The following is a 26,251-nucleotide window of genomic DNA, read 5'->3' on the forward strand; positions in this document are numbered from 1 at the left end:
AAGCTTTTAAGCAAACTCTCCCATCAGCTCAGGAAAATTTGCAGGCTAATCCAAGCAGACTGAAAAATGTCTAAACCCCGTCAGCCATTCAACCAAGATTCGGAGTCATATCCCCCTTGATTCTATTAAGGTTTAAAAAGCCTTTAACTAACTCTCCCATTAGCTCAGGAAAAGAGCAATTCTCGCAATGAGGGATAGAAATTTGGCTCATAATGTGTTTATATTAAATCACAATAATTAACAGATTTTCATAGTTACAAGTAGAGGAGTGTCGGGTTTTGTTCAATCGTAGATGGTTGGTATTATTGCTTGTTGTGGTCGTTTTCACGTCATCGGCAACGTTGTATGGCGGAGATAGCAAAGTGTATGCCGCGTTCTCTGGCGCAGGGGACGGTTCTCCTGGGAATCCTTATATTATCGCTAGCATTGAGCAATTAAAAGAAGTAAGCGACGATATGGATGCAGCCTATCGGTTAGGCGCGGATCTCGATTTGTCTGGGGAAAACTGGGAGCCGATCGGGAGTTGGGGATCTGAACCTTTCACTGGCCTGTTCGACGGAGACGGGCACACGATTGCGAATTTGACGATAGACACGGACGGGGCCGGCACAAACAACCTCGGGTTGTTCGGTTACGCTTCCAATGCCGAATTTAGAAATATCGGGTTGGTCAACGTGTTTATCGATTCTTACACCGGCGACTATATCGGCGGGGTGATCGGGTATAGCCAAAACTCTCTAATCGAATATGTGTACGTAACCGGAACTATCATCGGCGATGAATCGGTGGGCGGTTTGACCGGCTATGCATCGGGGAATCCCGGCGATGATATACGCTATGCATACTCTTCTACGCATGTAACTGGATCAAATAACGTAGGTGGATTGAACGGCATGATTGAAGGGTATTTGGCGGTTGAAAATAGTTACTATAATTCAACCTTGACTAGCTCTTCAGCAGGCGGAGAGCCTTTAACGGAAGTGAACATGAAACTTAGCGATAGCTTTACAGACTGGTATTTCGCCAACGAGGACGGGGATGGCAGCGAATGGGGAATAATCGATGGGCTAACTTACCCTATGCTTCGCAAGACGTTCGATCGAATTACTTTGGATGCGTTGAAGGTTACGGCAGGGACTGATCCGGATAACGGCGATCCGGTGGAGCTCGGGCCGTCTTTCGCAAAAGATCAAGTATTTTATTCGGGCATCGTACCGAATGAGGTAGATCAAGTGACCGTACACGTGGACGCGCAAGATAGCGAGTCTTCGATCAATAACGGAGCCGCGTTGGAAACGATCGATTTGGACGAAGGAGAAAATCTTATCGATATTAAGGTTTCGAGCGCCGGCGCAGCGGTTCCGAGTTCATGCATACAACCGTGTACGTTGCCTGATCCTTACGTTTTGACGTATACCCTTCAAATCAACCGGGAGGATGGCAACGCATTCCCTCACACGATCTCGACTGCCGAACAACTGGCAGCGATCGGAACGGGCGTCGCGGACGGGTATCAATTGAATGATGATTATATTCTTATGAACGATATTGATTTGTCCGAGTATTTGAGCGATTCCGGCGGGGGATACAACGAAGCCAAAGGATGGGTTCCCATTGGGGACGCAGCTAAACCTTTTACAGGAACTTTCGACGGCAACGGTCATGTCATCAATAACCTGATCATTGATCGCATAGACGAAGAGGATATTGGATTCTTCGGAGTGGCGTCGGGTACCATCCAAGAGATCGGTATGACGAATATGGAGATTGCCGGAAAGCGCACAGTGGGGGGGATTGTCGGATCGCTCCTCGATGACGGCATCATTAGTAACGCCTATTCTACCGGTACGGTGACGGCAACCGTTCAAAGAGCGGGAGGATTGGTTGGGAAATTGCAAGGAGAATTGAATGAAACGTTTTCCACGGCGGACGCCATTGGATTAAGCGGATCCGATTACATAGGCGGACTTGTCGGCGAATCGGCTCATGCAATCGTGACGGATTCCTTTGCCGCCGGGCGAGTAACGTCTGCTGCAAGCACCGGAGTAGGAGGGTTAATCGGCGCCAGCATCGATACGGCAGTAACCGATTCCTTCTGGGATATCGAAACGAGCGAGCAACCGACTTCTGCCGGAGGAAGTGGTGCCATTGGAAAATTATCGACAGAGATGAAATCAAAGTCGACCTATTCTGCAGCAGGCGTAGACTGGGATTTTACAAATACCTGGGCGATGATATCGGGAACAACCTATCCGATGTTCGAGCACGAATTAGAACCCGCGAAGCTTGCGAGCTTGAGCGTATCAGCAACGGGAGCCGTATTAACTAGGTCTCCGGCTGACTTCGATTCCGAACTAGGCTTATATACGATTACATCGAACCGTTATATTGATTCTGTGGATATAACCGTCGCTCTAGCCAATCTGAATGCCAAGGTTTCGATTTCAGGAACAGAAGCGTCATCGGCAACGGTCTCCGTTAATCCCGGCGATAATGAGATCACGATTGAAACGGAGGACGAGAACGGGAAAGCTCACGGAATTTACAAGCTCAACGTTCAGATTCCCGCACCGGAAATAAACGATGTGAATTTTCCCGCAGGCGGATATTACGGAACTGGCGATACCTTGAAATTCGTCATAAGCTACGAAGGGTCGGTGGATGCTCCAGTCGGTACGCCGCGACTGCCAATCGTGATTGGCGAAGGGGCCGATACGTCAACGGTATATGCCCTCTATACGGAACAGCCAGCAGGCGAACGGAACAAGCTCGTATTCGCTTATGAAGTGCAAGACGGATTGTTGGATACGGACGGCATAGAAATCGGAACGGAAATCGATTTGCCGGTTGGCGCAGCCCTTACTGCGTCTGGCGTGGATGTTCCGCTGGATGTTCCGGCGACGGGGGCGAACGGCATTGTTATTGATTCGGTCAAGCCCTCTATAACATGGACTCAGACGCCAGACAGCACAACGCCGACCAAGGGATCGGTGAAGGTAACAGTGGCAACCGACGGAACGGGTAGCGATATTGCGGTAACGAAGTGGACGAAAGGCGTGCGGACAGTAGACTTTTTCGCAAGCGCGGGTACGCTGTTGACAGGAGACAGCTTTGACATAACTTCAAACGGAGCCTATACAGTATACACGGAGGATCAAGCCGGCAACGGAGCGGTCGAGATTATCGCAATCAGCAATTTCATTACAGTAACGCCGGACGGCTCAACGTCAAACGACTCGCATCTAATCGACTTGAACGGGCAACCGCTCGATTCGTCGACTATCGACGCGTCGAAGCCTTCCGTTACGTTGGAGGTAAAGCCTAAGGAAGGCGCAGCTTTTGTGACTATTCCGGCAAAAGTATTAGCCAGCTGGAAGAGTAAAAACGAGGCCTTCGTCATAGAGATAAAGTCTCCCTACGGCAGTTATCAAGTTCCAGTCAATCTGGCATCGCTTATACCGGGATTGCCGGAGTTGCTGGCAGACAGCAACCTCAAGGTCGATGAGATCAGCTTTAAGATCACGTTGACCGACAAATCGAACAACAAGGAAATCCTAACGGCTTTTGCTAAAGGATTGCCTAATGGTATCGAATTGGGCGCGATCGTCGATTTCCGAATCGATATCATAAATCCGAAGACCGGGCAAACGATAGGAACGGCGGACAAATTCAGTCAAGCGTTGACTAGAATCATACCGATGCCGAAGAACGTGACGATCATGCCGTTGCTATGGGGAGCGTTCCGATACAACGAAGCTCTAAAGGAATTCGAATTTGTACCGGCTAGAAGAGTACAGATAGAGGGCCTATGGTATATCTCGATTAACTCGCACACGAACAGCGTGTACGTAGTTGCGGAGAATGCGGCGAACTTTACTGATGTGCTTAAGCACTGGGGCAAATCGTTTATTGAACAGGCGGCGGCGAAAGGGCTTGTTGAAGGGATTGGAGGCGGCAATTTCGCTCCAGACAAAGCGGTTACCAGAGCGGAGTTCACCGCTATGCTCGTTAGAGCGCTTGGACGAGGTACAGCTGCCAGCAGCACAGCGCCATATGAGGATGTAAATCAAAGCGCGTGGTATTTCGGCGAAGTAGCAATTGCCAAGGAGCTTGGACTATTAGACTTTGTGGAAAGCTCGAGCTTCAACCCCGATCAGCCGCTATCCCGAGAGGAAATGGCGAGCATGCTGGCGGCAGTCATTGAACTTGAAAAGCTGCCGACGACGAAGGAATTCGTCCGCTTGGACGGCTACAAGGATATCGGAAATGTAAACTCGGCTTATCTTGAGGACGTGCGTTTGATGGTTAAGCTTAACATCATGACAGGAATGAGCGAGGTTACCTTCAATCCGAAGGGCGAGTTAACACGCGCGCAAGCGGCGGTCGTATTCATCAGACTGCTGCAAACATTAGGGTCAATTGAATAGAAAAGGATATAAGAAAAACCTGCTTGAACAGAGAAATATCTGCTCAGGCAGGTTTTGTCTATATCAATGAGAATGTGAGAATGTAATCGATCATGGCGCCTGAATCAAATGGCTGTTGAAGCGCTCATCACTGAACGGCCTCGATAGAGGTTTTCTCATTTTTCTAGAAACGTCTCCGTTTTTATTGATTTGGGAGTGTGAAAAAATTTTGAATGTAAACCACTCAACGACGATAAAACACATCACTGGCAAGGAAGATAGTATTGAAGTCATCACTTGTGTGGTCTCCCCTCGGGGGAATCCTACTTATATATTTGTTTCATTGTCGGATAAGAATAAATAAGTTAAAATTACTTTTGTCTATACTTTTGTGAAGGTGTTTTTTTTACACCAAAAAGGAGTGCAATGAAGAAAATTGGCATATGTGCAGCGATAACCGGTTCAATGACTAAGAAAGAAACAATGCCCGGTCTGCCTGTTACTGTTGATGAAATTGTTAATTGTGCATATGAGTGTTCTGTAGCAGGGGCTTCTATGGTACATGTCCATGTTCGCGATAAAGAAGAAAAACCGTCGTTGGATTTCTCCTTGTATGAGGAAGTGCTATCCGGAATTCGTGAAAAATGCGATATCTTAGTGTGCATCTCCACCTCTAATCATCTTGTTGATGTATCGGATAAGAACCGAATCAAATTAATGGAATTAAAACCTGATTTAGCATCCATAGAAGTAACTTCACTCAACCGTCCTGACGGAGGCATTAAAAACTCCAAAAAATTCGTCATCGATATGCTTATGGCTATGAAGGAAAATGAAGTCAAACCGGAATTTGAGATATTTAATCCAAGAATGTTAAAAGAACTACTGCGTTTGGTTGAGCTTGGCGTCGTTGACGACAATGCTTATATTCAATTTGTCATTGGTTCTATCGGCGGGATGAAGCCAGACTATAAAAATATTCAATGGATTCTCGACGCTGTTCCAAAAGGATTCACTTGGTCTGCGGCCGGGATTGCAGGAATGCAGTTGCCGGTTAATTTTATTTCCATTTTAAATGGCTGCGATGTGATTCGTACGGGAATGGAAGATAATCGGTATTTTCTAAAAGGCATCCCGGTGAATAATAATTTGGAATTTGTAAATCGTGCAGCCGCAATGATTCAAACTTTAGGTTGCGAGGTGGCCAGCTCCTTAGAAATGGCGAAAATATTGGGGATAACGGGCCGGTTCTAAGCGTTGGTATAAGAGGATCGTCCTCAGAAAATAGGTGGAACTTTTGAATATCGGATTAATTGGATATGGAAAATGGGGACCGAACATCGCAAAGGAAATAACCTTAAATAAGGACCTGCGGCTTACCGCGATTTGCGATATCGATATTCAACGTCTTAAAGTTGCCGAAGAGCTTTATTCGAAGGACAATCGTATTTTTTTCGATATGGATTACCGGACGTTATTAACCAACCGGATTGATGCAATCGTAGTATCCGTGGGTATGGAAAACAGCTTCGGGATAGCCAAAGACGTATTGCTTGCGAACAAGCACTTATTTATTGAAAAGCCGTTCGCGATGACAACCGAGCATGCTGCGGAACTTCATCGTATCGCGGATCAAAGAGGGCTTACGATTCATGTGGACCATATTATGGTTTTCCATCCGGCGATAACAAAAATTAAAAACAGTATAACTGAATCTAATGCAATGATAGCTTTTGAGGCGACAAGACTAACTTCAGCTCGATCAAACAAGTCGGAGGGGCTGCTTTGGGATCTGGCGGTTCATGATTTGGCCGTATTGGACTATCTGTTGAATGGTCAAGAGATCGAACTTATTGATGTAGCGTATCATTCGGATGAAATCGCGTTAACGCTGGGATGCAATTCGTTCATAGGTCGAATTAAAGTTGGCCACAACGCTAAGGCCAAAGATCGGCACACGTTAATTAAATTTGCCGACAAAGAAATCTACTTTAATGAACTGGATGAGAGAAAGATATTCACGATCTACGAGAAGGACATTAATGGATGCTTGAGCAACCCAATGAAAGAGCGCTATGCTGAACCAAGCGCATTATCGAACAGCTTATCCCATTTTATGGACTGCGTGCACCGTCATAGCAAATCAATCGCAGGACCGGAACAAGCGATCCGGGGTATTCGATTAATTGAAAAAGCCGAAAAGCTTTTGAAAATGGAGATGGCTAAAAAGTGATTCATGAAAGCGCGTATATCGGTCAAAACGTGATTATCGGGAATGCGGTCAGCATCGAAGAATTTACGATCATCGGCGATAACGTGGTTATCGGAGATGATGTAACCATTTGCAGCCATACAAAGATTCATACCGGCACATCCATAGGCAGCGGAACATACATAGGCAGTTTTTGTTCGATAGGCGCCCTGCCTAATCTCAAAGGATTTGATAAATCAATCAAATCCGGACTTCGTATCGGTTCGAATAATATGATTAATGATCATACAGTCATAGCGAGGTCAAAAGATCCAGACAGCAACACGATTATAGGCAATAACAATCATATTGGTCACGGCGCTTACCTGGGACACGATGCGATCATCGGAGATTCAACCATATTATCCGCTCACGTACGGATTTCCGGGTACACGCAAGTCGATGATTTTGCGCATCTTGGCATGTCTGCGTTCACGCACCAATTTTCTAGAGTGGGCCAATATGTCATGATCGGCGCCATGGCTAAGGTAGTGCGGGACGTTCCTCCCTATTTGCTGGTAGACGGCAACCCTGCTCTGATTAAAAAAGTAAACAAAGTCGGCTTGGAAAGACAAGGTTACACCGGCGAACAAATTAATCAATTGGAGCAGATTCTTAATGCATTGGCAAAATGCTCCTATCCTTCTTTAAATGATGAAGATCGAGTGCAGCTTATGAGGCAATTTCAACAATGTGAGATTTTCTCAAAGTTGATGAAATTTATTGATGATTCAAAAAGAGGGTGCTTGAGAATTGATGCATAGCGGAGTCGCCGAGAAGATTTTGTATCATTTAAAAGATAAGGATTGCGTAATTGCATTTTCTCATGACGACTATCGCGCGAAAGCCGGCGGTGCGCAGAAATACGGAATAGAGCAACAAAAAATGATGAATGACCGCAACATTTCTTACATTGCATTGTTCCCTGTCAGCATGCAATACGCACCGAAAATCGAGCCTAAACATTTGCTGGTCGAAGTTGTGATCGATGGCGTAACAACGTGCTTTTTAGCTGCATGGCAAGTAGGATTTTGTTTCGGAACGCTTATAGCAGCCAATAAAATCAATCTCATGCGCATTTTTATCAACAGTCTATACGGAATGAATATTGCGATGATCTATGAAATCATCAGCAGAATAAAAGAGAAAAAGGATACAGAGATCGTTCACATCTTACATGATTATTATTCCATTTGTCGAAATATTTTTTTGTTTTATAACGATGAGGAATTTTGCGGTCCGGCTCCCATTGGCTCGCCGCGATGTGCGACCTGTCGCCATGGGGAGAACCGCGAAGCGCATTATGACAGTGTAAACGAACTTTTTATTAAACATAAGGTAGTTATCGTGGCGCCATCGGAAAACGGGAAGCGCATTTTTCTACGAATATTTAAGCATTTAGAGGACAGCGTTCGCATTGTTCCCCATCAGAATGCATTACAAACGAATAAAATACTTCCTAGCCATTCAGTCGCGGATCGTAGAATAAGAGTCGCATATCCCGGCTATTCTTCCAAATATAAGGGCTGGGATGCATGGGTAAAGTTGAATGGGATTTCGAATAAATCCGATTATGAATTTTATCATTTTTCTTACGAGGACCAATCGTTGCCTGGGACGATATTCGTGGACACGAGCTTTCAGAATGGGGCTAAGCAGGATACCACCTCAAAGCTTATAGAACATGAAATTGACGTTATACTTCTATGGTCAAATTGGTTTGGCACCTATAATTACACTTATTACGAAAGCCTTGCTGCCAACTGTTTTGTTATTACCTACAAAGACAGCGGCAATATTGCAGATCAGACAAGGCACTTTGAAAATGGGCTGGTATTGGATTCTGAACAAGAATTAGTTGAGTTGTTTCATGATACGGAGAAGCTAAAAGAGATTGTCGCCAGGCATAAAATAACTGATGTGATTTACAGAATCGTTGAAAATAACGAACTGGCGGACGAACTTATGGAGCGAAGACTCTTCTTACACTCTGAATACCAGAGCGCGGAGCAACAGCTAAATAATGATTATGAACAAACGATTGAAAGTTTAATTCAGTTCCAATTTGAATTGCAACGGAAACTTAAGGAAGTTGCTCAACACTATAACGGATTAGAAGCTCGTTCTAATGAATTGGGAAAACGTTATAACGAAAACTTGGCTCATTCGCAACAATTAGAAGATCGAAATAATGAGTTATTCCATAAAGATATCGAAAATATGGCTAACATACAGCTACTTACGAGTCAACTTAATGAGTTTCATGCAAATCATCATATGACTTCCAACAGACTAGCTCAATTGGAAGGCGAAGGTTTTCTAAAAACATTCGTTAGAGCTTTTTACAAGTTAATACCGCGTCGTGTTCGGTTGAAATTAAAAAAGTTTGTTGGAATGTGAAACCGTCCACGAAGGTAGAGCACTTGCATGGCATATCCCTTAGGCTCCACCATACTTAAATTTTAAACACGCCGCCAAGCAAGGGCGTGTTTTTTTTTGGTGCGCCCAGCATGGGCGAGGTAGGGGGCAAGGCGCCCCCTCCTACTGCGATCTGCATTATCGAATATGTACGCTCTTCTCGTACCGCTGTCGTAGAACGTCATCCTTGTTTCAAGGTGTTTAGCGCTCCTTGGCGAATTTGCTGCGGAAGCCCGAGGGAGAGAGGCCTTCTTTCTTGGAGAAGCAGGTAGAATAATGCGAGATATGATGGAAGCCGACCTCATCTGCGATCCGGGCAATAGACCAAGAGGTTTGCAATAGCAGCCGTTTGGACTGTTCAAGCCGGTAATACAGGAGAAAGGTCATAGGAGTCATACCGTACACTTTCAGCATCACCTTAGCCAAATAATTGGGGTGATAGTTCATCTTCTTTTGCAGAACGGAATTCGTGATATCGCTGGCATAGTTCTGGCGGATGAACAACTCGATCCGCTCGGCGAGCTGAATCGCGGTGACGTTCGTGGGGGAAGCGAGATCGCGATCCAGGTGCTGCAGGAACAACTGGAAGGAAGCTTGTCGTCTCCAGTTCCGAAGCGACTGCGGCTCGTGCTCCTGCTGAAAAAAGGTCTCCAGCGCCTCCATGGCCTTCGTCGACAGCTTCATATGCTTCGGAATGAAGATGGAGCAGACATCGGCATGGTTGAGATACGCTAAATTTTTGTGTTCCTCGATCAATTTCAGTTGGTTACCCAGGCATTCGTCCATGTCACTGCACATCTGCCAGCTGCCGAAGGTTTGAAAATGAATCCAGATAATTTCTGTGTCTACTTTGCAGGGGGCGCTGCCGTAATGGTGTCCGTCAGGAAGAAGGATGAGTCCTTCTCCCTCATTGATTTCCCAGGTATGGCCGTTCTCACCGATCGGGAGAACCCCTTTGCGGACGACAATCAGATCGAATACTCTGATGCAATTCCGGTCGATATGGGTATCTCCTACCCCGTAATGGGCATGCCCGCAATCCACGAAATAGGGAATCGGTGGCGAGATAAAGTGAAGAATCGCAGAATCCACACTCGTTCCTCCCAATGTATAAGTGAATATAAATCTAGAAAATGTTGTTATTTTTATGATACAACATACTCATCAGTTAAAGAAAGAGTTTCCTGCAGATAGAGTGATCAGTGGAGCCCAACGAAATTCCGAGGCAGTCGTACTAAGGTTGAAAATATTAAAAATCAGGTTGAAAAATGTTGTTTTTTTTGTAGATATTTCATGGCACAATTCAATTAAAGCGCTTTCTTGAAAAAGTGTCCTCGTATAACGGATACAGCCTGAGGGTAGCGCAGTCATGTTGATGCTAAACGTTTAACTTCATAACTTGGAATGTCCAAGGAGCGGTGTGAAACGGTTAGACATAAATATCATTTCAAATGATGAAGGGGGAACGAGACAATGAAAGCAGGAAAGAGACTTGGTGTTGGTCTGCTCTCGGCTGCATTGGTATTCGGGGTCATTGGCTGCAGCAACAACGACGATACAAAAACGACTTCCAAGAATGAGAAAGTCAAAATTATTTATTCGATGTGGGGAAGCGCAGAAGAAGGAAGCAAAACGCAGGAAGTGGCAGACAAATTCAACGCAACCCAAGACAGAATCGAAGTGGAAGTGCAAGCCATTCCTTGGGAGAACTACATGACCAAATTGAATACGCTTGCAACGGCAAAGCAACTGCCTGATACGGGGATGATGCGGGAAGACGGCGTTATCCAGTGGTCCTCCCAAGGCATGCTGAACGACGTAAGCGCAATGTACGAGGGAAGCGACAGCAAGCCGCTGGATAGCTTGGCCTACACGTACGAAGGCAAACCCGTTGCCTATGCGGCTGCCAATGAAATCCTCCTTCTCTACTACAACAAAGACATGTTCGACAAAGCGGGTGTACCTTATCCTCCGTCGGCACTGGATAAAGCATGGACATGGGATGAATTCGTAGCAACAGCCAAGAAGCTGACGAACGACAAGAACGGCAAACATCCTGGCGAAGATGGCTTCGATTCGCAGGGCATCGTTCAGTACGGCGCATCTATCGAGAACTTGCCATGGCAGTTGGAAACCTGGACGATCAGCAATGGCGGAGGTTACTATTCCGCTGACGGTGCAGAGGTAAAAATCGGGGAAGACGCCAGCATAGAAGCGATTCAGAAAGTCGCGGATCTGTACTTGAAAGATCATGTCGCCCCGTTGTCCGTCGGTCAGACTGATGACGGCATTCAGCGCACCATTATTGCAGGAACGGTCGCTATGGCCACGAACGGCCAGTGGAACGTAGGAACCAGCTTGAACACGGCTAAGGAAGCAGGGCTTAATTACGGCGTAGCTGTACTGCCTTACATGAAGGAGAAGGTTACCCTTAACACTGGCGGCGCCAATGTCGTATTCTCCCAGACCAAGCATCCGGAAGAAGCGATGGAATGGCTCAAATGGTACAGCTCCGAAGAAAACAACTGGGGACTCATCTCATCGGGCATTTGGATGCCGGTGCTGGATAAGTGGTACAAGGACGAGACGCTCACCCGCAAGTGGGTCGAGAATCCGAACTTCCCTCCGTATGAGGAATATAAGTCTGCAGTAGTCGATTATGCGCAATCCTCCGCAGCGAGACCGGCTTCCTGGTTCTTTACGAATAATACGACGGAATTTAACACCTTGCTCGGATCTGTTCTCGGCGATGTTTGGACCGGAAAGACAACCGCCAAGGACGCCATTTCCAAAAATCTCGATGCTTTGAAAGCGGCAAATAAAGGCGAAAAATAAAGGTTTGAGGGATGACCGCCAAATCACGTTACGTGGCGGTCATCCTTCATACATGAGGTGGGGAGCGAGCTATGGAAACAATCAATAAACGTCAGCTAAAACGTCGTTCCCGCATACATTCGAGCGAGCAACGCGTTGCTTATATCTGTTTGATTCCCGCATTCTTCGGGTTGTTCTTTCTGACGTACGCGCCTCTTGTCGGGGTGCTCGGAATCAGCTTGACGAATTGGACGGGGTTGGCCAAACCGGAATTCATCGGCTTCGATAATTATATCAATCTGTTTACCACCGATCCTTATATCAAAGATTCGATTATCGCGACGATCTATTTCGCCATTTTATCTGTTGTCGGAAGCATGATTTATTCGCTTTTTATCGCGATCATGTTGAACCGGAAAATTCCGGCAAGAGGTTTTTTTAGAGCCATCTTTTATGTGCCGTTTGTTTTGCCTGCCGTCGCCATATACGTAGGATGGTCTTGGCTGTATGAAGCGAATTTTGGATTTTTCAATTATATCCTTTCTGAAATGGGATTAAATAAAGTTCTGTTTATTGCCGATTCCAGCTATGTGGTCCCATCTCTTTCCATGATTGCGGTTTGGCTGTCGGGGAACTTGATCGTTATTTTTTTGGCCGGGCTTCAAAACGTTCCGAGCGTTTATTACGAAGCGGCTGAAATGGATGGCGCGAACGGATGGAAACGCTTCTTGCATATCACGTTGCCCTGCATGACGCCGATTATCTTTTACAATTTGTTGATGAGCTTGATCGCCAATCTCCAAATCGTTACGCCAGCCCTTGCTCTGACTAATGGCGGCCCGGGCAACTCTTCAAGGTTCATGACTTATCTGATGTACGATCAAGCCTTTGTCAATTACAAGCTCGGTTATGCCTGTGCGACGACCTTTATTATTTTCGCCATCCTTGCCGCCTTTACTGGCGTGTTGTTCAAGACGTCAAATCGGTGGATCTTCTCTGAAGGAGGCGATGAGAAATGAGCGAAGCCGCATACAGCAGACTAAAAAGCAAGAAACGCAATGATCGAATCATGAATATCCTAACGCTTGTCGTCGTTATTTTCTTTGCCATTCTCGTACTCTTTCCGATTTGGTGGATATTCCGAACGTCTCTAATGACGAATGCCGAGATTTATAGATTTCCTCCATCTTTGTTGCCGGACAACTGGCTGTTCTCCAATTATGAAAAGACACTGGAAATATTTAAATTCTGGAAGTATCTATGGAATACGATGGTAATCATCATTCCTTCCTGCTTGGCGGGAACGTTTACGGCCACCTTGTGCGGATATGCCTTTGCAAGGCTGCGGTTTAGAGGTAAACAGTTGATCTGGGCTCTTTGCGTCGGTTCTATGCTTTTGCCTGCCATGGTTACGCTGATCCCGCTGTATATCGGGTGGACGCGGGGTCTCGGGCTCAGCGACAGCTATCTGCCATTGATTCTGCCTTATTTCTGCGGCGGCGGCGCTTTTAATATCTTTTTGATTCGGCAGTTTATTCTATCCATACCGAGAGAGCTCGACCAAGCGGCTACGATCGACGGCGCCGGATACTTCCGCATCTTGTTCAGCATTATTATCCCGGTGATCAAGCCCGCAATGATCGTCGTCGCATTGTTTATCTTCATCGGCCTATGGAACGATTTGCTCCAACAAATGATTTACATTAATTCGAGTGATAAGTATACGATAGCGCTCGGGCTTACCAACTTTAGAGGTCAATTAAAGTCAGACTGGTCGCTGACGATGGCAGCCACGTGCATGTCCTTTGCTCCTGGCGTCATTTTCTACCTGATCGGTCAAAAGTATTTCGTAGAGGGAATCACGATGACCGGGTTGAAAAACTAATCCGGTCGTCGTGTTATTGAAAGGAGAATTATCGATATGCATGTTAAGCTTATTGATCAATTCTGGCAGCCCAAGGTGAGGCAGACTGTCCAGGAAACGATTCCTTATCAGTGGAAGGCGTTGAACGATGAAATCGAAGGCGCTGAGCCGAGTCACGCCATAGAAAACTTCCGCATCTCGGCAGGAGAACAGACGGGAACTTTCTACGGCATGGTCTTCCAGGATAGCGACGTAGCGAAATGGGTCGAAGCTGCCGCATACAGCCTGCGGCAATTTCCTAATCCGCAGCTCGAAGCCGTCATTGATGCGGTTGTTGATTTGATGGGACGGGCTCAACGTCCGGACGGCTACTTGAATACGTATTATTCGGTCGCCGAACCGGAAAAACGATGGAACGATTTTTCTTTCGGGCATGAGCTTTATTGCGCCGGTCACCTGATCGAGGCCGCAGTGGCTTATTACGAGTCCACTGGCAAGCGGGCCTTTTTGGACATGATGTGCCGCTACGCTGATTATATAGACCGGATTATAGGGCCAAATTCTGACCAAATACACGTGTATTGCGGTCATGAGGAAATTGAGCTCGCGCTGGTAAAGCTGTTCAGGACGACGAAAGAACAAAGGTATTTGCAGTTGAGCCGATACTTCGTGGAGGAGCGCGGCAAGCAGCCGAGTTTCCTGAAGGAGGATCCGGGGTTCCGCAGCCCATCCAATGATCGCTGGTTCGATTTGGATTATCATCAGGCCCATGCCCCCGTGAGAGAGCAGGAAACGGCAGACGGACATTCTGTCCGTGCCATGTATCTGTATACGGCTATGGCGGATCTTGCGATTGCTTACGGAGACGCTACGCTAACCAAAGCGCTTCGCAAACTATGGGATCAAGTGACCACCAAGCGGATGTATATTACGGGAGGGCTCGGCTCGCAAGGCCATGCCGAACGGTTTACGATTGATTACGATCTGCCTAACGACACGGCATACACGGAAACTTGCGCGTCCATCGGACTTGTCATGTGGGCATTCAGAATGCTTCAAATTGAAAATGACAGCCGATACGGGGATGTGATGGAACGGGTTCTATTCAACGGGGTGCTGAGCGGGATGTCGCTAGACGGCACACGTTATTTTTACGTCAACCCATTGGAGGTTCATCCTGCTGTCGCGGAGTACCGTTACGATATGCAGCATGTCAAAACAGAACGCGTGCCTTGGTTCGGATGCGCTTGCTGTCCACCCAATATTGCTAGACTGATGACGTCTTTGGATACCTACTTCTTTACGCAAAACGGGGCGGAGATCGCCATGCATCTTTATGCTTCCAATGAGAGCACATTCGACGTCCAAGGGAAAAAAGTAATATTGCATACGGAAACGCGATATCCATGGAACGGAGAGATCCAGATCCGGCTGCAAACGGATGAGCCAACCGATTGCACGCTTTCTTTCAGGATCCCTTCTTGGTGCAGGCAACCCTCCATTGCGGTGAATGGGGAGTCGCTGGCGCTGGATGCGATCGTCAAGCGCGGATATGCATCTATCGGCAGAAAGTGGATGGATAGCGATAACATCAAGCTGCATTTCCCAATGGTCGTCGAGCGTATCGAGTCGAATCCCAAAGTGCACGAGAATGCCGGTAAAATCGCTTTGCAATACGGTCCACTCGTTTATTGCTTGGAGGAAGCGGACAACGGCTCAGACCTCACGGATATTTGCCTTTCCGAGGATTCTGAATTTATAGCGGTGGATAGGGAAGACGTTCTAGGCGGTATCGTCGTTTTGTCCGGAGAGGGGCTGCGATCTGATCTTTCCTGGGAAGATGAACTGTACAGGCCGGTTACGCGAAAGAAGAAGAGTGTTCCGATAACGGCCGTTCCATACGCATTCTGGGGTAACCGGGAACCGGGCGAAATGTTGGTTTGGATTCGCGAAAAATAAAACTAGAACTCTAGGTGACTCCGATCGATGACTTTGTTCGATTTATCATACAATACGTCAGTGTATCTGCCTAATACGGCTGTTTTATTCGAAAAATCGTACAAAGTTGAACGCTTCTGCTAAGTGTGGCTAATATTTGTATGAAAATTCGTATAATCGAGAAAATAGCGAGAACTAGCCAATGGGTTTAGTATGAAAAATCACACAAAGCTGGTACCAGACTAAAAACGCCGATCTAAAACCTATTGATACTTGGCTGTAAATGAATTATTATTGATTTACTTAAATATGGTGTGGCGAAGAACGCCTCGATATCCCTTCTAACGTAAGGGAAGTCGAGGCGTTTTATATTTCCTGGGGAGGGTGACACGGTTGAGTTTTGAGATCGAGCATGCGAAGTGGATAAACGATCACTTGTCCAAACGCCAAGGGGAACGAAAGGATGCTTTGAAAAGAGGGCATGGATTCGGCAATCATCTATTCGCGGAAAAGATATGGTGGCCTCTCATGGGTCATTTTGCGGGATTGCATCCGAATATGAGATTCAAGACTGGCGTGGTCGGTCATATTTTGCGGATTTTATTTGGATCATGGGCAATCTACGTTATGTATTCGAAGTTATGGATTATGGTTCACATGGCACGGATCGTTCGAAATATCGGATGGATCTAAATAGAGCTTTGTTCTTGCAGTCACAAGAATGCCATGTGATTTCAATACCCTTAGATGAAATGAAAGAAAATCCATTATTCGTTCGAACTATGATTCGCTGCATACTAGCCCCTTATCTAGTGGCAACGGATGAAAAAAATAGAATGCCTCGTCGCGAATATCAAAAAATCGAACGCCAGTTAATGCGTTTAGCGATTCGGCACAATCGTATCATTAGCCCGGCGAAAGCGGCGATTGAACTGGAGGTTCACAAGCAAACGGTCATCAAGTACTGCCGAAGCCTTGTAGAAAGAGGTAAATTCCGAGTCATTCCAACGGGTTCAGCCGGTAAAATATACAAATACGAATACATCGGGTCATTGCAGAGTCCCGACTTATTGTAACGGCAGCCACCTCATTCGGACATCAGCCCATCTAAGCCCCAAGGCAATGTATCCATAAACAATATAGCAAAGATGAGCGCTGCCGTAATAACTAAGAAAATTAGTCTAGGAATGACATGCCACATGGAGGATCGCCATTGATTTGTGGAGTCATCGAAGCGGGCTCGAAGTCGTCTGGCAATAGCATTGTTACCCGGATTTTGAGTATTGAAGACGATTTCTAGCATATTCTTTTTCTTAAGACCAAATGTCCAAAAAAGTGTTTTTGTGTATCTCTGTTTGTTCACTAAGAAACTATAATGGAACATGGTCATCTTGCTCGTAATGCCCGTATAAGCATCAAAGCTATCTTCCGTTCGCTTAACGATCTTCGCATTGCTGAATTCCCCGTATCTTAACAGAGCTAGAAGTTGCCTCGCCCGGTATGCCGTCCATAGAGCAAATACGCCAACGATAGCCAAGAATGTACTTTGACCTGAGCTGTCGGCATCATCAAGGGTATAGTGTTTGAGATCATAAAGCGTTGTTAACATACAGAAAAGCCAAAATAATAGCCAAAATGAACATGCCACTCCAATTACTGCTGACCAATGTAAATTTTTTTTCATCAATGTCATGTAACTCCTCCGCCTGGATCATCTTTCATTTAAATTTTAACTAATTTCTTTACAAATATCGATAGAAAAAGAAGCACTTCAACTTTTTAGTTGAGGTGCTTCTTCATTTCGTCACTCCACAATCCCGACTAATATTTTGCCAAGCTCGCCGTTGTAGAAATCGGTTCTTCGGTCATAGAAGGGCGCTACGTTTCCTTGTTTGCGATTTTGTTGAAGCATAGCGAAATTGAACTGCGCAATCACATACGAATCTCCATTCAGCTCGCCCGCAGCGAGGATGCCATTTTCCGTAAAGGGAACGTCGCAGGGAGTAAATAAGCCTGCCTGGCAGTAGCCATTATCTACCTGTGGACGATCCTCGGTCAACGAGCCGACCATGCCGCTTAACGCTACAAATAGCTGATTCTCGATCGCTCTCGCTTGGGAGCAAATGCGCACGCGGTAGTATCCGGCAGCCGTGTCTGTATAAGAAGGACATAGGATAAGCTCCACGCCGCTATCGGCGGCCATTCTGGCTAGCTCAGGGAATTCAATATCGTAACAGGTTAGAATGGCTAAGCGGCCCCATAGCGTTTCGATTATGTTTAGCTTCGTTCCTTCTGTAAGCGACCAGCGGTTTCTTTCCTCAGGCGTTAAATGAATTTTATTCTGCTCCTCGATACGGCCATCGGGGAAAAATAGAAAGGCTTTATTCACAAAGCCGTTTCCTTCTCTGCATATATGCGTTCCGCCCAAAATGATGACGTCATAGTCTCGGCTATAACGCTGGAAAAAAGCTATATACTCATCTGTGTAACTGCTCAGATGCCAGCAAGCCTCTTCGTGCGTCATCACTGGCCGGCAGCCAAGTAAATGTGCGGTCATATATTCAGGGAAAATAATGAGATCCGCGCCATTATCGGCCATTTCGCATATTTTCGTTTCTAGTCGAGACCAAAAAACTCCATCCGAATGGATATCTGCGAGACCGTATTGAGCGGTTGCAACAGTTAGTAATTTCATAGGGCCTCCTTCATCTAGGAACGAATTTGTAACGTATAAATATCCGTCCGACGATCCTTAAATGTAAGGATGTCCGTCGATTTGCGATGCCGTTGCAAAATTTCCATATCCAGCTCGGCCATAATAACCGTTTCCGTGTTCTCGCTGCATTCGCCCGCGATCCCGTCTCGCGGGAAGGAGAAGTCGGCAGGCGTGTATACGCCTGACTGCGCATATTGAATGTCGACGTTATCTACATGCGTGAGGTTTCCGACAGTGCCGGAGGTAACCGTAAATACTTGATTTTCTACAGCGCGGGCTTGCGCGCAATATTTGACGCGAAGGAAGGCTTGCCTGTCTTCCGCACAGAAAGGAACGAATATGATTTGGGCGCCTTCTTCGGCAACGATCCGCGAAATTTCAGGATACTCGATGTCGCTGCTGAGCTGAATGGATATTTTACCGCAGTCTGTATCGAATACTTCCAGCTCCGATCCGCCGTTTATTCCCCACCATTTCCGCTCGTTCGGCGAAATATGCAGTTTGTACTGCTGCTCAATCGTACCGTCACGGCGGAATAAGTGGCCCACGTTATAAATACGATTGTTTTTTTCGACAAAATGAGAACCGCCGATAATATTTACATTATACTTAACGGCCAATTCAGTGAACAATTCGATATATTGCTCCGTGAACGTGGTGAGCTTCCGAACGGCAAGGCTGGGCGATCGTTCGTCCAGGAAGGAGAGCAGCTGCATGGTCACATTTTCCGGGAAGACGGCAAAGTCTGATTTGTAATCGGCAGAAACATCGACGTAATGCTCGCATTGCATGGCAAATTCCTCGAAGGAGTCGATTTTTTTCATCATGTACTGGATGACGCAAATTCGCACGGGAAAGGACAACTTATAGTGCGTTTTGCTGTTGCTAGGCTTATAGTCGATGTTGTTCCATTCGAGCAACGCTGCAAAGTTTCGCGAATCCTTGTCATCGGACAAGTAGTTCGTAATAATTCGTTTCAACGTGAATCCGTTCATCATCTGGAACGTGAGCACGGGATCATAAATGTTCTGCTGCAGCACTTCTTCTGCATACTCTCTCGGCATCATTGCATCGCTATACTTGTGATATCCGGGAATTCGTCCTCCGACGATAATACTTCGCAGGTTCAACATCTCGGCCAATCGTTTGCGCGCTTCATACAAACGCCTGCCAATTTTCATTCGGCGATAGTCGGGATGAACCATTACTTCCATGCCGTACAAGTTTGCGCCGCGCGGGTTATGGTTGCGAATATAGCCTTTGTCCGTAATCTCCGAATACGTATGCTGCTCTAAATAATCGTCGAAGTTGACGATCAAGCTGGAGCAAGAACCAATAATATCGCCATCGAGCTCCACGCAAATTTGTCCTTCAGGGAAAATGCGGACATGGCTTTCCAATTGCTCTAATTTCCAAGGATCCATGTTCGGAAAGCAGATATGCTGCAGTGCGATTATCTTCTGGAAATCCTCAGGTTCAATGTTGCGAATAATGACTTTCTTTTCAAATTGCGATATCTGATTCGAAGTCATGTTTCCCTCTCCCTATTCAAGCCTAGTTTTCTACAGTATAGATGTGGTTAGTATGACCAGTATTATTGGAAAGTAAATGGAATGTAAAATGTGACACAATGATGGCCCGTCGTTGGTTGGGGATATAATCAAAAGGGTCAAATATACGTGCCGTTGGGGCTGAACGGTGTAATCGCGAGGGTTTTTTCGGCTGTTATTAACTTTACTAACCGAATTCAATATTTTAATTAATAATTCTAAGTAAAATATCGCCAAAAATTTATATTGTTAATCTATTATTCATCTGCTATACTCGAAAACACAAGATGTCATAAAACTTGACATCGAATAGATGTGGGAGGAGATTGTATGATGGAAAAACGAACGGTATGGAAGGTAAGTGCTGCGTTAGCGGTATTTTTAGCGATGAATTCGGCAGTTTATGTAGCGTATGCTGACATCGAAAAGGAGGGGGTTAAGCCGAAGACGCATGTTCTGGAGGCGAATTCAGACAATGTCCGGTGGGGCAATATTGGCAAAGGCGACCCGGCACTAACTGTAAATTCGGGAGATATCGTAACGGTAGAGGCGATCACGCATCATTCCGGAGATGATTATGAACGGATGATCAAAGGGGATGTAGGGGTAGAAGATATTTTCCATTGGAACGAAGCAGAGAAGACGGAATCGCTCCGCGGGCCAGGCGTACATATTATGACGGGACCTATCGCTGTAGAAGGGGCAGAACCTGGTGATGTGCTGGAAGTGAAGATATTGGACATGAAGCTGAGGCCTAACGGCAATGAGGAATATGCCGGTAAAACGTACGGCGTCAATGCGGCAGCCAACTGGGGCTATTTGTACGGCGATATGGTCGAGGAACCGAAGAAGCGCGAGGTTGTAACGATTTATGAGATGGAGTCAGACGGCGCGACGGATTATGCTACTGCGTTGTACAGCTTTAAGTGGGAACCGCAAACGGATCCAGATGGCAAAGTGCATCCAACGATCGACTATCCTGGCATTGTCGTAGATCATAATACGATTGAGAAAAACTTCGATGTGCTCGAAGGCGTGAAGATCCCGGTGCGTCTCCATTTCGGTACGATGGGCGTCGCTCCGAAGGAAGCGGATATCGTCGATTCCGTTCCGCCGTCTTACTATGGCGGCAACATTGATGATTGGCGTATTACCGAAGGCGCGACAATGTATTACCCTGTATCTGTACCGGGTGCGTTGCTGTCGATCGGCGATCCGCATGCGGGACAAGGCGATTCCGAAATAAACGGAACTGCGATCGAAACATCGGTAACCGGCGATATTCAAGTTATCCTTCATAAGAAGGCATCATTGAACAAAAAGCTGAGCGGCTTGGACTTTCCGCTGCTCGAGAATGCCAACGAATGGGTTGTTCACGGTTTCAGCTATGCGAACTACTTGGAAGAGCTAGGGCCGAATGCGCAGAGTGACATTTACAAAAACTCATCCATCGATAAAGCGATGAAGGATGCGGCGCATAAGACGAAACGGTTTTTGATGACTGGCATGGATTTGAACGAAGACGAAGCATACTCGCTAATGTCAGTATCCGTCGATTTCGGCATTACGCAGGTCGTGGACGGCAATTGGGGCGTACATGCATTGATCGACAAAGGGCAGTTTGGCGAATCGGAGCTGCATCCGGTCGGATTACGCAGCAGCTTTGAAAGTTATGGCGTGAAGGTTGGCTGGGAATCGGCAGACAAGACGGTCACTCTCAGCTATAACGGAAATGTTCTAGCGTTCAAGGTTGGAGAGGCAATAGGAACGTATAACGGAGAGGAGATAAAGCTGGCAACCCCTGCAGGACTCATTAACAAGAAGGTTGTAGTAAGCGAGTATTTCGCTAGCTTCTATAAGGCAAAATTATCAAAGACGGAGTAGTTGCGTTAGCTATCATCCAATCATAATAGAACAGAAACGCCTGCCGATTGATCGGCAGGCGTTTCTTCTATCGATTATATATTTAAGCCATCCTGATTTTTGTGGCGTTTCAACAGAATCTGATTCTCGACACGGACGAGCCCGTCAAGCGAGTAAATCGATTCATGCATAAAGCGCCCCATCTCCTCAAGATCCTCCACGAGAATATGGATGTGAAGAATGCAAGGCCCTGTCATTTCATAAAGCACGGCAACACGATCATTGTCTTTCAGAACTTCAACGATATGATCCAAATGGGCGGGCTCCACTTCAAGCTCCAAATAAGCGGAAATTTTCTTGCCCAGCTTCTCGGCGCTGATGACGATCGAGAATTGCTCGATGATCCCTTGATTGACGAGACGATCAATGCGTTCTTTCACCGCGACGCCCGACAACCCGACTTCCTTAGCCAAATCCGTGTAAGAAATGCGGCTGTTCTGTGCCAAACGCTGCAAAATATGGTTATCGATAGAATCAAGCATGCGGTTTCAACTACCTCTTTTTTTCGTTATTGTAACAGAAGGTGAAAGAAGTGCCTAGCGTATGTATGAAAAATAACATGAAAAGATCCGCCGGAAGCAGGACTTGGCAAGAGGAGTTACGCTTACACACTTCTTAAAAATGTTCGCTCGTTTTTAAGTTTTCATCACTATTCATCTTAAAGCTGCGTCTATACAATAAAAATAAGTTCTGCTTTATTTGACATCGAAGCAAGATAATCTAGCGAAAGGTATGTTGTCGGCTACTGAAGATCACTCGTATAATAGTTGTAAAACGATTGAAAGCGCTTCAAATGAGGCTGCCGGATGCGAAGGAAGGCCGTTGCAATGAAGAATTTGAGGATCGTACAGAAAATGGCGCTTGGCTACCTGTTGCTCGTACTTTTGCCGATTATTGTGTTCGGCGGTTACTTGTACAATCAGTTCTACATGGATGTGATGTCAGAATATTCGGAAGGTAAGCAGAAGCTGGTTATTCAAGCCGGCGATGGGTTCCGGTCGAGTCTGAACCAAGTAGAATCGATTCATGCTCTGTTCCTGAACAACCAGCAGCTGATCGATTATCTTAGCGGCTTTTATCATTCAGAGCTGCAGCAGGTGTACAACTATCTCAAAGACATTCGTCCGCTATTTATGTATGCGCAATCGCGTGATCACGAGATTGCTTCTATCAAACTTTACAAAACGTTGCCCGAGGTCCACTCGGTCACCGGCGAGCTTGAAAACCTGGACCAATTGGATGAGAAGCCGTTAGCTTTGTTAAACGAAATTAACGTAGATGAAGGCGTCTGGCTGCGTCGAAGCGAAGCCGAAACCTCTGCGCTTCCGAACTTAAGCTACTACCAGCGTGTTTATAATAACAGCTATACGAAGCCGCTGGCTGTGCTGGAGATTATTACAACGGATTCGTTGCTGCGAAATTTCCTTAAGGCGGTCGATGTCAATCAGAACATGCAAGTTCTAATTATGCAAAGCGGCGAAGCGGTGTACCACAGCGAGGGGATAGAGCTGGACGACGAACAGACGGCAAGCTTGCTGGCTATGGCCGATGAAAGCGATCAAGGCTACGCCTATTTGCGCAAGCAGAGGACGCTCGTGAACTCGTTGTCGATTCCTGAGCTGTCCGCAACGTTCTATTTCTTCAGTCAAATGGACGAAGTCTTCGTGGACATCCGGATCAAGGTGTTCATTCTCGCACTTACTCTAGTTGTATCACTGGTTGTGCTGACTGGGGTCTATTACGCGATGGCATCCTCTCTCGTTCGCCGAATTCTTGGTTTGGCAAAGCATATGCGACAGGTGGACGAAAGCAAGCTAACCTATTACGAGGTAGGAAAGTCCAACGATGAAATTGACTTTCTGACCCGATCATACAATTCGCTTGTCCACCGCATTGATGAACTGTTAAATACTGTGCACAGAGCTGAGCTCATGAAAAAGGAGGCCGATTATCTTGTGCTGCAAGCACAGATCAAGCCTCATTTTCTTTACAATACGCTTGAATCCATCCGTATGCTGGCAGAGATCAATAACGATCAGGAAGTGGTAGGCGCGACATACACGTTTGGCCGGTTGCTTCGTTATACGCTGAATTCCGGAGATAACGATACGAAGCTGCAGCACGAAATCGATAATGTTCGGCATTATTTGGATATGCATAAGCTGCGCATGTTGGATCGGCTAAGTTTTTCCATCCAAGTCATGACGAATATCGACGATATTCGCTGTCCGCGGTTCATTCTGCAGCCGCTCGTGGAGAACTGCATCCAGCACGGTATTGGGCGCAGTCGCAAGAACGGGGAGATCGATATCGTCGTCAGACGAGAAGACACGGAGCTCGTGATTGTGATCGCCGACAATGGACCAGGTATCTCGGAGGAACGTCTGGCCGTGATTCGAGGCGTGCTTGACAATGAACGGGATCGACAGGCTCTGCAGACCGAGAACTCGGGTTATGGCTTATATAATGTTAGCGAACGCATTCGCGCGTTCTACGGGGGACAAACACAACTGCTTATTGAAAGCCGTGAAGGAGAAGGCACGGTATACACCTTGAAGCTTACAGTACCCGAGGGATGATGATAGCTGAATCATCGTCCGTGATGATATCTAATAAAGGAGTGGGAATAGGATGGCACAACTACGCAGAAACCTTATACCGGATACGTTAATGTTGGAGGAGCGGGCGGCCCATGCGATCAATGCGATGATCGGCATGGCTGACCACGACCATGGCTGCATACCTTTTTTTAGCGCCGACTTGATGCATAAGCCCGCTTATATGGTTCATGGCGACTGGGATTACGGCTCCTCTCACGGGAGGATGGTGGACGGCTTGATTCTGGCAAGACATATGTCCGGCGAGACGTTCGGCAAGGAGGTAGAGGAACGGTATCGTGCGAACCTACTGTCATTCTTCAAGGAGGATGGCATGAGTTACCGGCAAATGAATCCCAATCACAATTGGGAACCGAACGCGAACCTGATCGACCAGCGTGCCGTTATTTTGTCACTGACGAGCTGGTTCATGGAGTCGGGCGATCCGAAGGTGAAGGAAGCGGCGGATCGGCATGTGGCCGCGCTGAAGCAGATCGCTGTCAAGGAACGGGACGTCTGGTATTATCCCGCCTCGGAATACAAGGAGACGGGCTGGCCTTCGGCGAACGGCATTCAGCTGAGACTAGCGCCGGATCCGGCTGCCTTCTGCGGAAGGCTAGTCATGCCGCTGTTGAAATACTACGAGCTGACGGGCAACGAGGATGCTTACGAGCTATGTCAATTCTTCACTGCGCTCATTATGGAGCGGAGCGGCGTCTTCAACAAGGACGGCAGCTTTAACGATTCCTTGGCGTATCGGAGCGGTCACTTCCACACCCGTCTTGGCACGCTGGACGCGATTGCGCGCTTCGGCATGCATTCGGGCAATGCGGCGATGATTGCTTGGGTGAAGAAGTGTTACGATTGGGCGCTAACCAAATGCACGGCGTTTGGCTGGACACCGGGCGATCTGCACGAGCAGGCCTATGAGCATGAGACATGCTCGCTTGTCGACTTGATCGCTTGCGGCATTACGCTGGCGAAGAGCGGTTATGTCGAGTATTGGGGCATTGTTGAACGGTTTCTGCGCAACCATCTGGCTGAATCTCAGTTGCTCGATCTCGACTGGGTAGAGCAAACGGACGATAAGTCGAATGATATTCCGGCGAACAAATCTTTCTTTAAAGTAGCTGATCGTACCCGCGGATCATTCGCAGGTTATTCCGCGCCGAATGATTTCGTAAGCGATGTCATCGAAGGACGGGGACATACGAGTGACCTGCAAATTTGTTGTCTCGGCTCGGGCACACGCGGCTTGTTCATGGGTTGGAGCAACACGATTACGGAAAAGAACGGTACTGTCAGTGTCAATTTTCTGCTGAATCGCGGCTCGAAGTGGCTCGACGTCAGCAGCTATCTGCCTCATGAAGGTAAAGTCGTGCTGGACGTACATTCGGATATTTCGCGTCTCTTGATCCGGATTCCGGAGTGGGCCGGATTTACGAAAATCAGGTACATCCGCGAACGGGACGGGGCCGTGACCGAGGGCAAAGGCAGCGAAGCAAGCAGCTGGGTTAACCGTCAATTCCTTACGCTGGGTCCGGCAGTCGCCGGAGAAACCATTACGGTTACATTCCCTCTGAGCTATCGCAAGACGCTGGAGAACGCGGTCGGTCAAACGTACGAGACGGAATGGCGAGGCGACGATGTCGTGGGCATTACGCCAAAGGGCACGAAGAAGCCGCTGTACAGCGGACGCAAGGTGTTCGATCAGACACCGATGCGCGAAGGTGATTATCGTCGATTGGACAATGAATTCGTATGGTAGGTTTGC

The 26,251-nt window shown here is 46.9% G+C and carries 19 protein-coding genes; 14 read left to right on the plus strand and 5 right to left on the minus strand.

All coding sequences use genetic code 11. From position 1 onward, the window contains the following. Positions 1 to 278 precede the first annotated feature (278 nt). From V8F51_RS05510 to V8F51_RS05530, 5 genes are all read left to right on the plus strand, one after another. Positions 279 to 4,427, plus strand: coding sequence for an S-layer homology domain-containing protein (locus V8F51_RS05510; protein ID WP_337099081.1), 4,149 nt, complete (start codon positions 279 to 281; stop codon positions 4,425 to 4,427). 405 nt (positions 4,428 to 4,832) lie between these two features. Further along, positions 4,833 to 5,660 carry a 3-keto-5-aminohexanoate cleavage protein gene (locus V8F51_RS05515; RefSeq protein WP_337099082.1) on the plus strand — a complete coding sequence of 276 codons (828 nt, stop codon included), beginning with the start codon at positions 4,833 to 4,835 and terminating at the stop codon, positions 5,658 to 5,660. A 43-nt stretch (positions 5,661 to 5,703) separates the two neighbouring features. Continuing rightward, positions 5,704 to 6,639 carry a Gfo/Idh/MocA family protein gene (locus tag V8F51_RS05520; protein WP_337099084.1) on the plus strand — a complete coding sequence of 312 codons (936 nt, stop codon included), beginning with the start codon at positions 5,704 to 5,706 and terminating at the stop codon, positions 6,637 to 6,639. Continuing rightward, positions 6,636 to 7,421 (plus strand): hypothetical protein, encoded by a 786-nt coding sequence (locus V8F51_RS05525; RefSeq protein WP_337099085.1) that lies wholly within the window; start codon positions 6,636 to 6,638, stop codon positions 7,419 to 7,421. The genes V8F51_RS05520 and V8F51_RS05525 overlap by 4 nt, the downstream gene beginning before the upstream one ends. Beyond that, positions 7,411 to 9,057, plus strand: coding sequence for a hypothetical protein (locus V8F51_RS05530; protein ID WP_337099086.1), 1,647 nt, complete (start codon positions 7,411 to 7,413; stop codon positions 9,055 to 9,057). The genes V8F51_RS05525 and V8F51_RS05530 overlap by 11 nt, the downstream gene beginning before the upstream one ends. Positions 9,058 to 9,276: 219 nt before the next feature. Here V8F51_RS05530 and V8F51_RS05535 read toward each other — a convergent pair whose 3' ends face one another. Beyond that, positions 9,277 to 10,167 (minus strand): AraC family transcriptional regulator, encoded by an 891-nt coding sequence (locus tag V8F51_RS05535; RefSeq protein ID WP_337099087.1) that lies wholly within the window; start codon positions 10,165 to 10,167, stop codon positions 9,277 to 9,279. 381 nt (positions 10,168 to 10,548) lie between these two features. Here V8F51_RS05535 and V8F51_RS05540 point away from each other — a divergent pair, with 381 nt between their 5' ends. From V8F51_RS05540 to V8F51_RS05565, 6 genes are all read left to right on the plus strand, one after another. Next, positions 10,549 to 11,910 (plus strand): ABC transporter substrate-binding protein, encoded by a 1,362-nt coding sequence (locus V8F51_RS05540; RefSeq protein ID WP_337099089.1) that lies wholly within the window; start codon positions 10,549 to 10,551, stop codon positions 11,908 to 11,910. 71 nt (positions 11,911 to 11,981) lie between these two features. Further along, entirely contained in the window at positions 11,982 to 12,908 is a 927-nt protein-coding gene (locus V8F51_RS05545) for a carbohydrate ABC transporter permease (protein ID WP_337099090.1), read from the plus strand. Beyond that, a complete protein-coding gene (locus V8F51_RS05550; protein ID WP_337099091.1) occupies positions 12,905 to 13,774 on the plus strand; it encodes a carbohydrate ABC transporter permease in 870 nt (289 codons plus the stop codon). Before V8F51_RS05545 ends, V8F51_RS05550 begins: the two co-directional genes overlap by 4 nt. Positions 13,775 to 13,810: 36 nt before the next feature. Then, on the plus strand, positions 13,811 to 15,712 hold the full coding sequence (locus tag V8F51_RS05555) for a glycoside hydrolase family 127 protein (RefSeq protein ID WP_337099092.1): 1,902 nt from the start codon (positions 13,811 to 13,813) through the stop codon (positions 15,710 to 15,712). A 372-nt stretch (positions 15,713 to 16,084) separates the two neighbouring features. Beyond that, positions 16,085 to 16,384 (plus strand): hypothetical protein, encoded by a 300-nt coding sequence (locus V8F51_RS05560; RefSeq protein ID WP_337099093.1) that lies wholly within the window; start codon positions 16,085 to 16,087, stop codon positions 16,382 to 16,384. 59 nt (positions 16,385 to 16,443) lie between these two features. Then, entirely contained in the window at positions 16,444 to 16,767 is a 324-nt protein-coding gene (locus tag V8F51_RS05565; RefSeq protein ID WP_337099094.1) for a hypothetical protein, read from the plus strand. 11 nt (positions 16,768 to 16,778) lie between these two features. Here V8F51_RS05565 and V8F51_RS05570 read toward each other — a convergent pair whose 3' ends face one another. From V8F51_RS05570 to V8F51_RS05580, 3 genes are all read right to left on the minus strand, one after another. Beyond that, positions 16,779 to 17,384, minus strand: coding sequence for a hypothetical protein (locus tag V8F51_RS05570; protein WP_337099096.1), 606 nt, complete (start codon positions 17,382 to 17,384; stop codon positions 16,779 to 16,781). Positions 17,385 to 17,495: 111 nt separating this feature from the next. Further along, entirely contained in the window at positions 17,496 to 18,386 is an 891-nt protein-coding gene (locus V8F51_RS05575) for a carbon-nitrogen hydrolase family protein (RefSeq protein ID WP_337099097.1), read from the minus strand. 14 nt (positions 18,387 to 18,400) lie between these two features. Then, positions 18,401 to 19,939: a GNAT family N-acetyltransferase gene (locus tag V8F51_RS05580; RefSeq protein ID WP_337099098.1), complete on the minus strand. Its 1,539-nt coding sequence runs from the start codon at positions 19,937 to 19,939 to the stop codon at positions 18,401 to 18,403. A 348-nt stretch (positions 19,940 to 20,287) separates the two neighbouring features. Between V8F51_RS05580 and V8F51_RS05585 the strand changes: the two genes are divergently transcribed. Beyond that, positions 20,288 to 21,841: an acetamidase/formamidase family protein gene (locus V8F51_RS05585; protein ID WP_337099099.1), complete on the plus strand. Its 1,554-nt coding sequence runs from the start codon at positions 20,288 to 20,290 to the stop codon at positions 21,839 to 21,841. Between the two features lie 74 nt (positions 21,842 to 21,915). Here V8F51_RS05585 and V8F51_RS05590 read toward each other — a convergent pair whose 3' ends face one another. Next, a complete protein-coding gene (locus tag V8F51_RS05590; protein ID WP_337099100.1) occupies positions 21,916 to 22,362 on the minus strand; it encodes an Lrp/AsnC family transcriptional regulator in 447 nt (148 codons plus the stop codon). A 345-nt stretch (positions 22,363 to 22,707) separates the two neighbouring features. On the opposite strand from V8F51_RS05590, the gene V8F51_RS05595 reads away from it, so the two are divergent. Together V8F51_RS05595 and V8F51_RS05600 are read left to right on the plus strand one after the other, a co-directional pair. Further along, a complete protein-coding gene (locus V8F51_RS05595; protein ID WP_337099101.1) occupies positions 22,708 to 24,459 on the plus strand; it encodes a sensor histidine kinase in 1,752 nt (583 codons plus the stop codon). 52 nt (positions 24,460 to 24,511) lie between these two features. Next, the gene (locus V8F51_RS05600; RefSeq protein ID WP_337099103.1) at positions 24,512 to 26,245 is read left to right on the plus strand and encodes a hypothetical protein; all 1,734 of its coding nucleotides are present in this window, start codon (positions 24,512 to 24,514) and stop codon (positions 26,243 to 26,245) included. The last annotated feature ends 6 nt before the right edge of the window (positions 26,246 to 26,251 follow it).

Origin of the sequence: Paenibacillus sp. YIM B09110 (assembly GCF_037167145.1) — a bacterium.
In the GTDB taxonomy this organism is placed as follows: Bacteria; Bacillota; Bacilli; order Paenibacillales; family Paenibacillaceae; genus Pristimantibacillus.

Excerpts from the sequence above, each read along its gene's own strand:
- V8F51_RS05590 (WP_337099100.1), bottom strand. The coding sequence starts at position 22,362 with ATGCTTGATTCTATCGATAACCATATTTTGCAGCGTTTGGCACAGAAC.
- V8F51_RS05585 (WP_337099099.1), top strand. The coding sequence starts at position 20,288 with ATGATGGAAAAACGAACGGTATGGAAGGTAAGTGCTGCGTTAGCGGTA.
- V8F51_RS05545 (WP_337099090.1), top strand. The coding sequence starts at position 11,982 with ATGGAAACAATCAATAAACGTCAGCTAAAACGTCGTTCCCGCATACAT.
- V8F51_RS05570 (WP_337099096.1), bottom strand. The coding sequence starts at position 17,384 with ATGACATTGATGAAAAAAAATTTACATTGGTCAGCAGTAATTGGAGTG.
- V8F51_RS05555 (WP_337099092.1), top strand. The coding sequence starts at position 13,811 with ATGCATGTTAAGCTTATTGATCAATTCTGGCAGCCCAAGGTGAGGCAG.
- V8F51_RS05565 (WP_337099094.1), top strand. The coding sequence starts at position 16,444 with ATGAAAGAAAATCCATTATTCGTTCGAACTATGATTCGCTGCATACTA.
- V8F51_RS05600 (WP_337099103.1), top strand. The coding sequence starts at position 24,512 with ATGGCACAACTACGCAGAAACCTTATACCGGATACGTTAATGTTGGAG.
- V8F51_RS05595 (WP_337099101.1), top strand. The coding sequence starts at position 22,708 with ATGAAGAATTTGAGGATCGTACAGAAAATGGCGCTTGGCTACCTGTTG.
- V8F51_RS05550 (WP_337099091.1), top strand. The coding sequence starts at position 12,905 with ATGAGCGAAGCCGCATACAGCAGACTAAAAAGCAAGAAACGCAATGAT.
- V8F51_RS05515 (WP_337099082.1), top strand. The coding sequence starts at position 4,833 with ATGAAGAAAATTGGCATATGTGCAGCGATAACCGGTTCAATGACTAAG.
- V8F51_RS05580 (WP_337099098.1), bottom strand. The coding sequence starts at position 19,939 with ATGACTTCGAATCAGATATCGCAATTTGAAAAGAAAGTCATTATTCGC.
- V8F51_RS05575 (WP_337099097.1), bottom strand. The coding sequence starts at position 18,386 with ATGAAATTACTAACTGTTGCAACCGCTCAATACGGTCTCGCAGATATC.
- V8F51_RS05540 (WP_337099089.1), top strand. The coding sequence starts at position 10,549 with ATGAAAGCAGGAAAGAGACTTGGTGTTGGTCTGCTCTCGGCTGCATTG.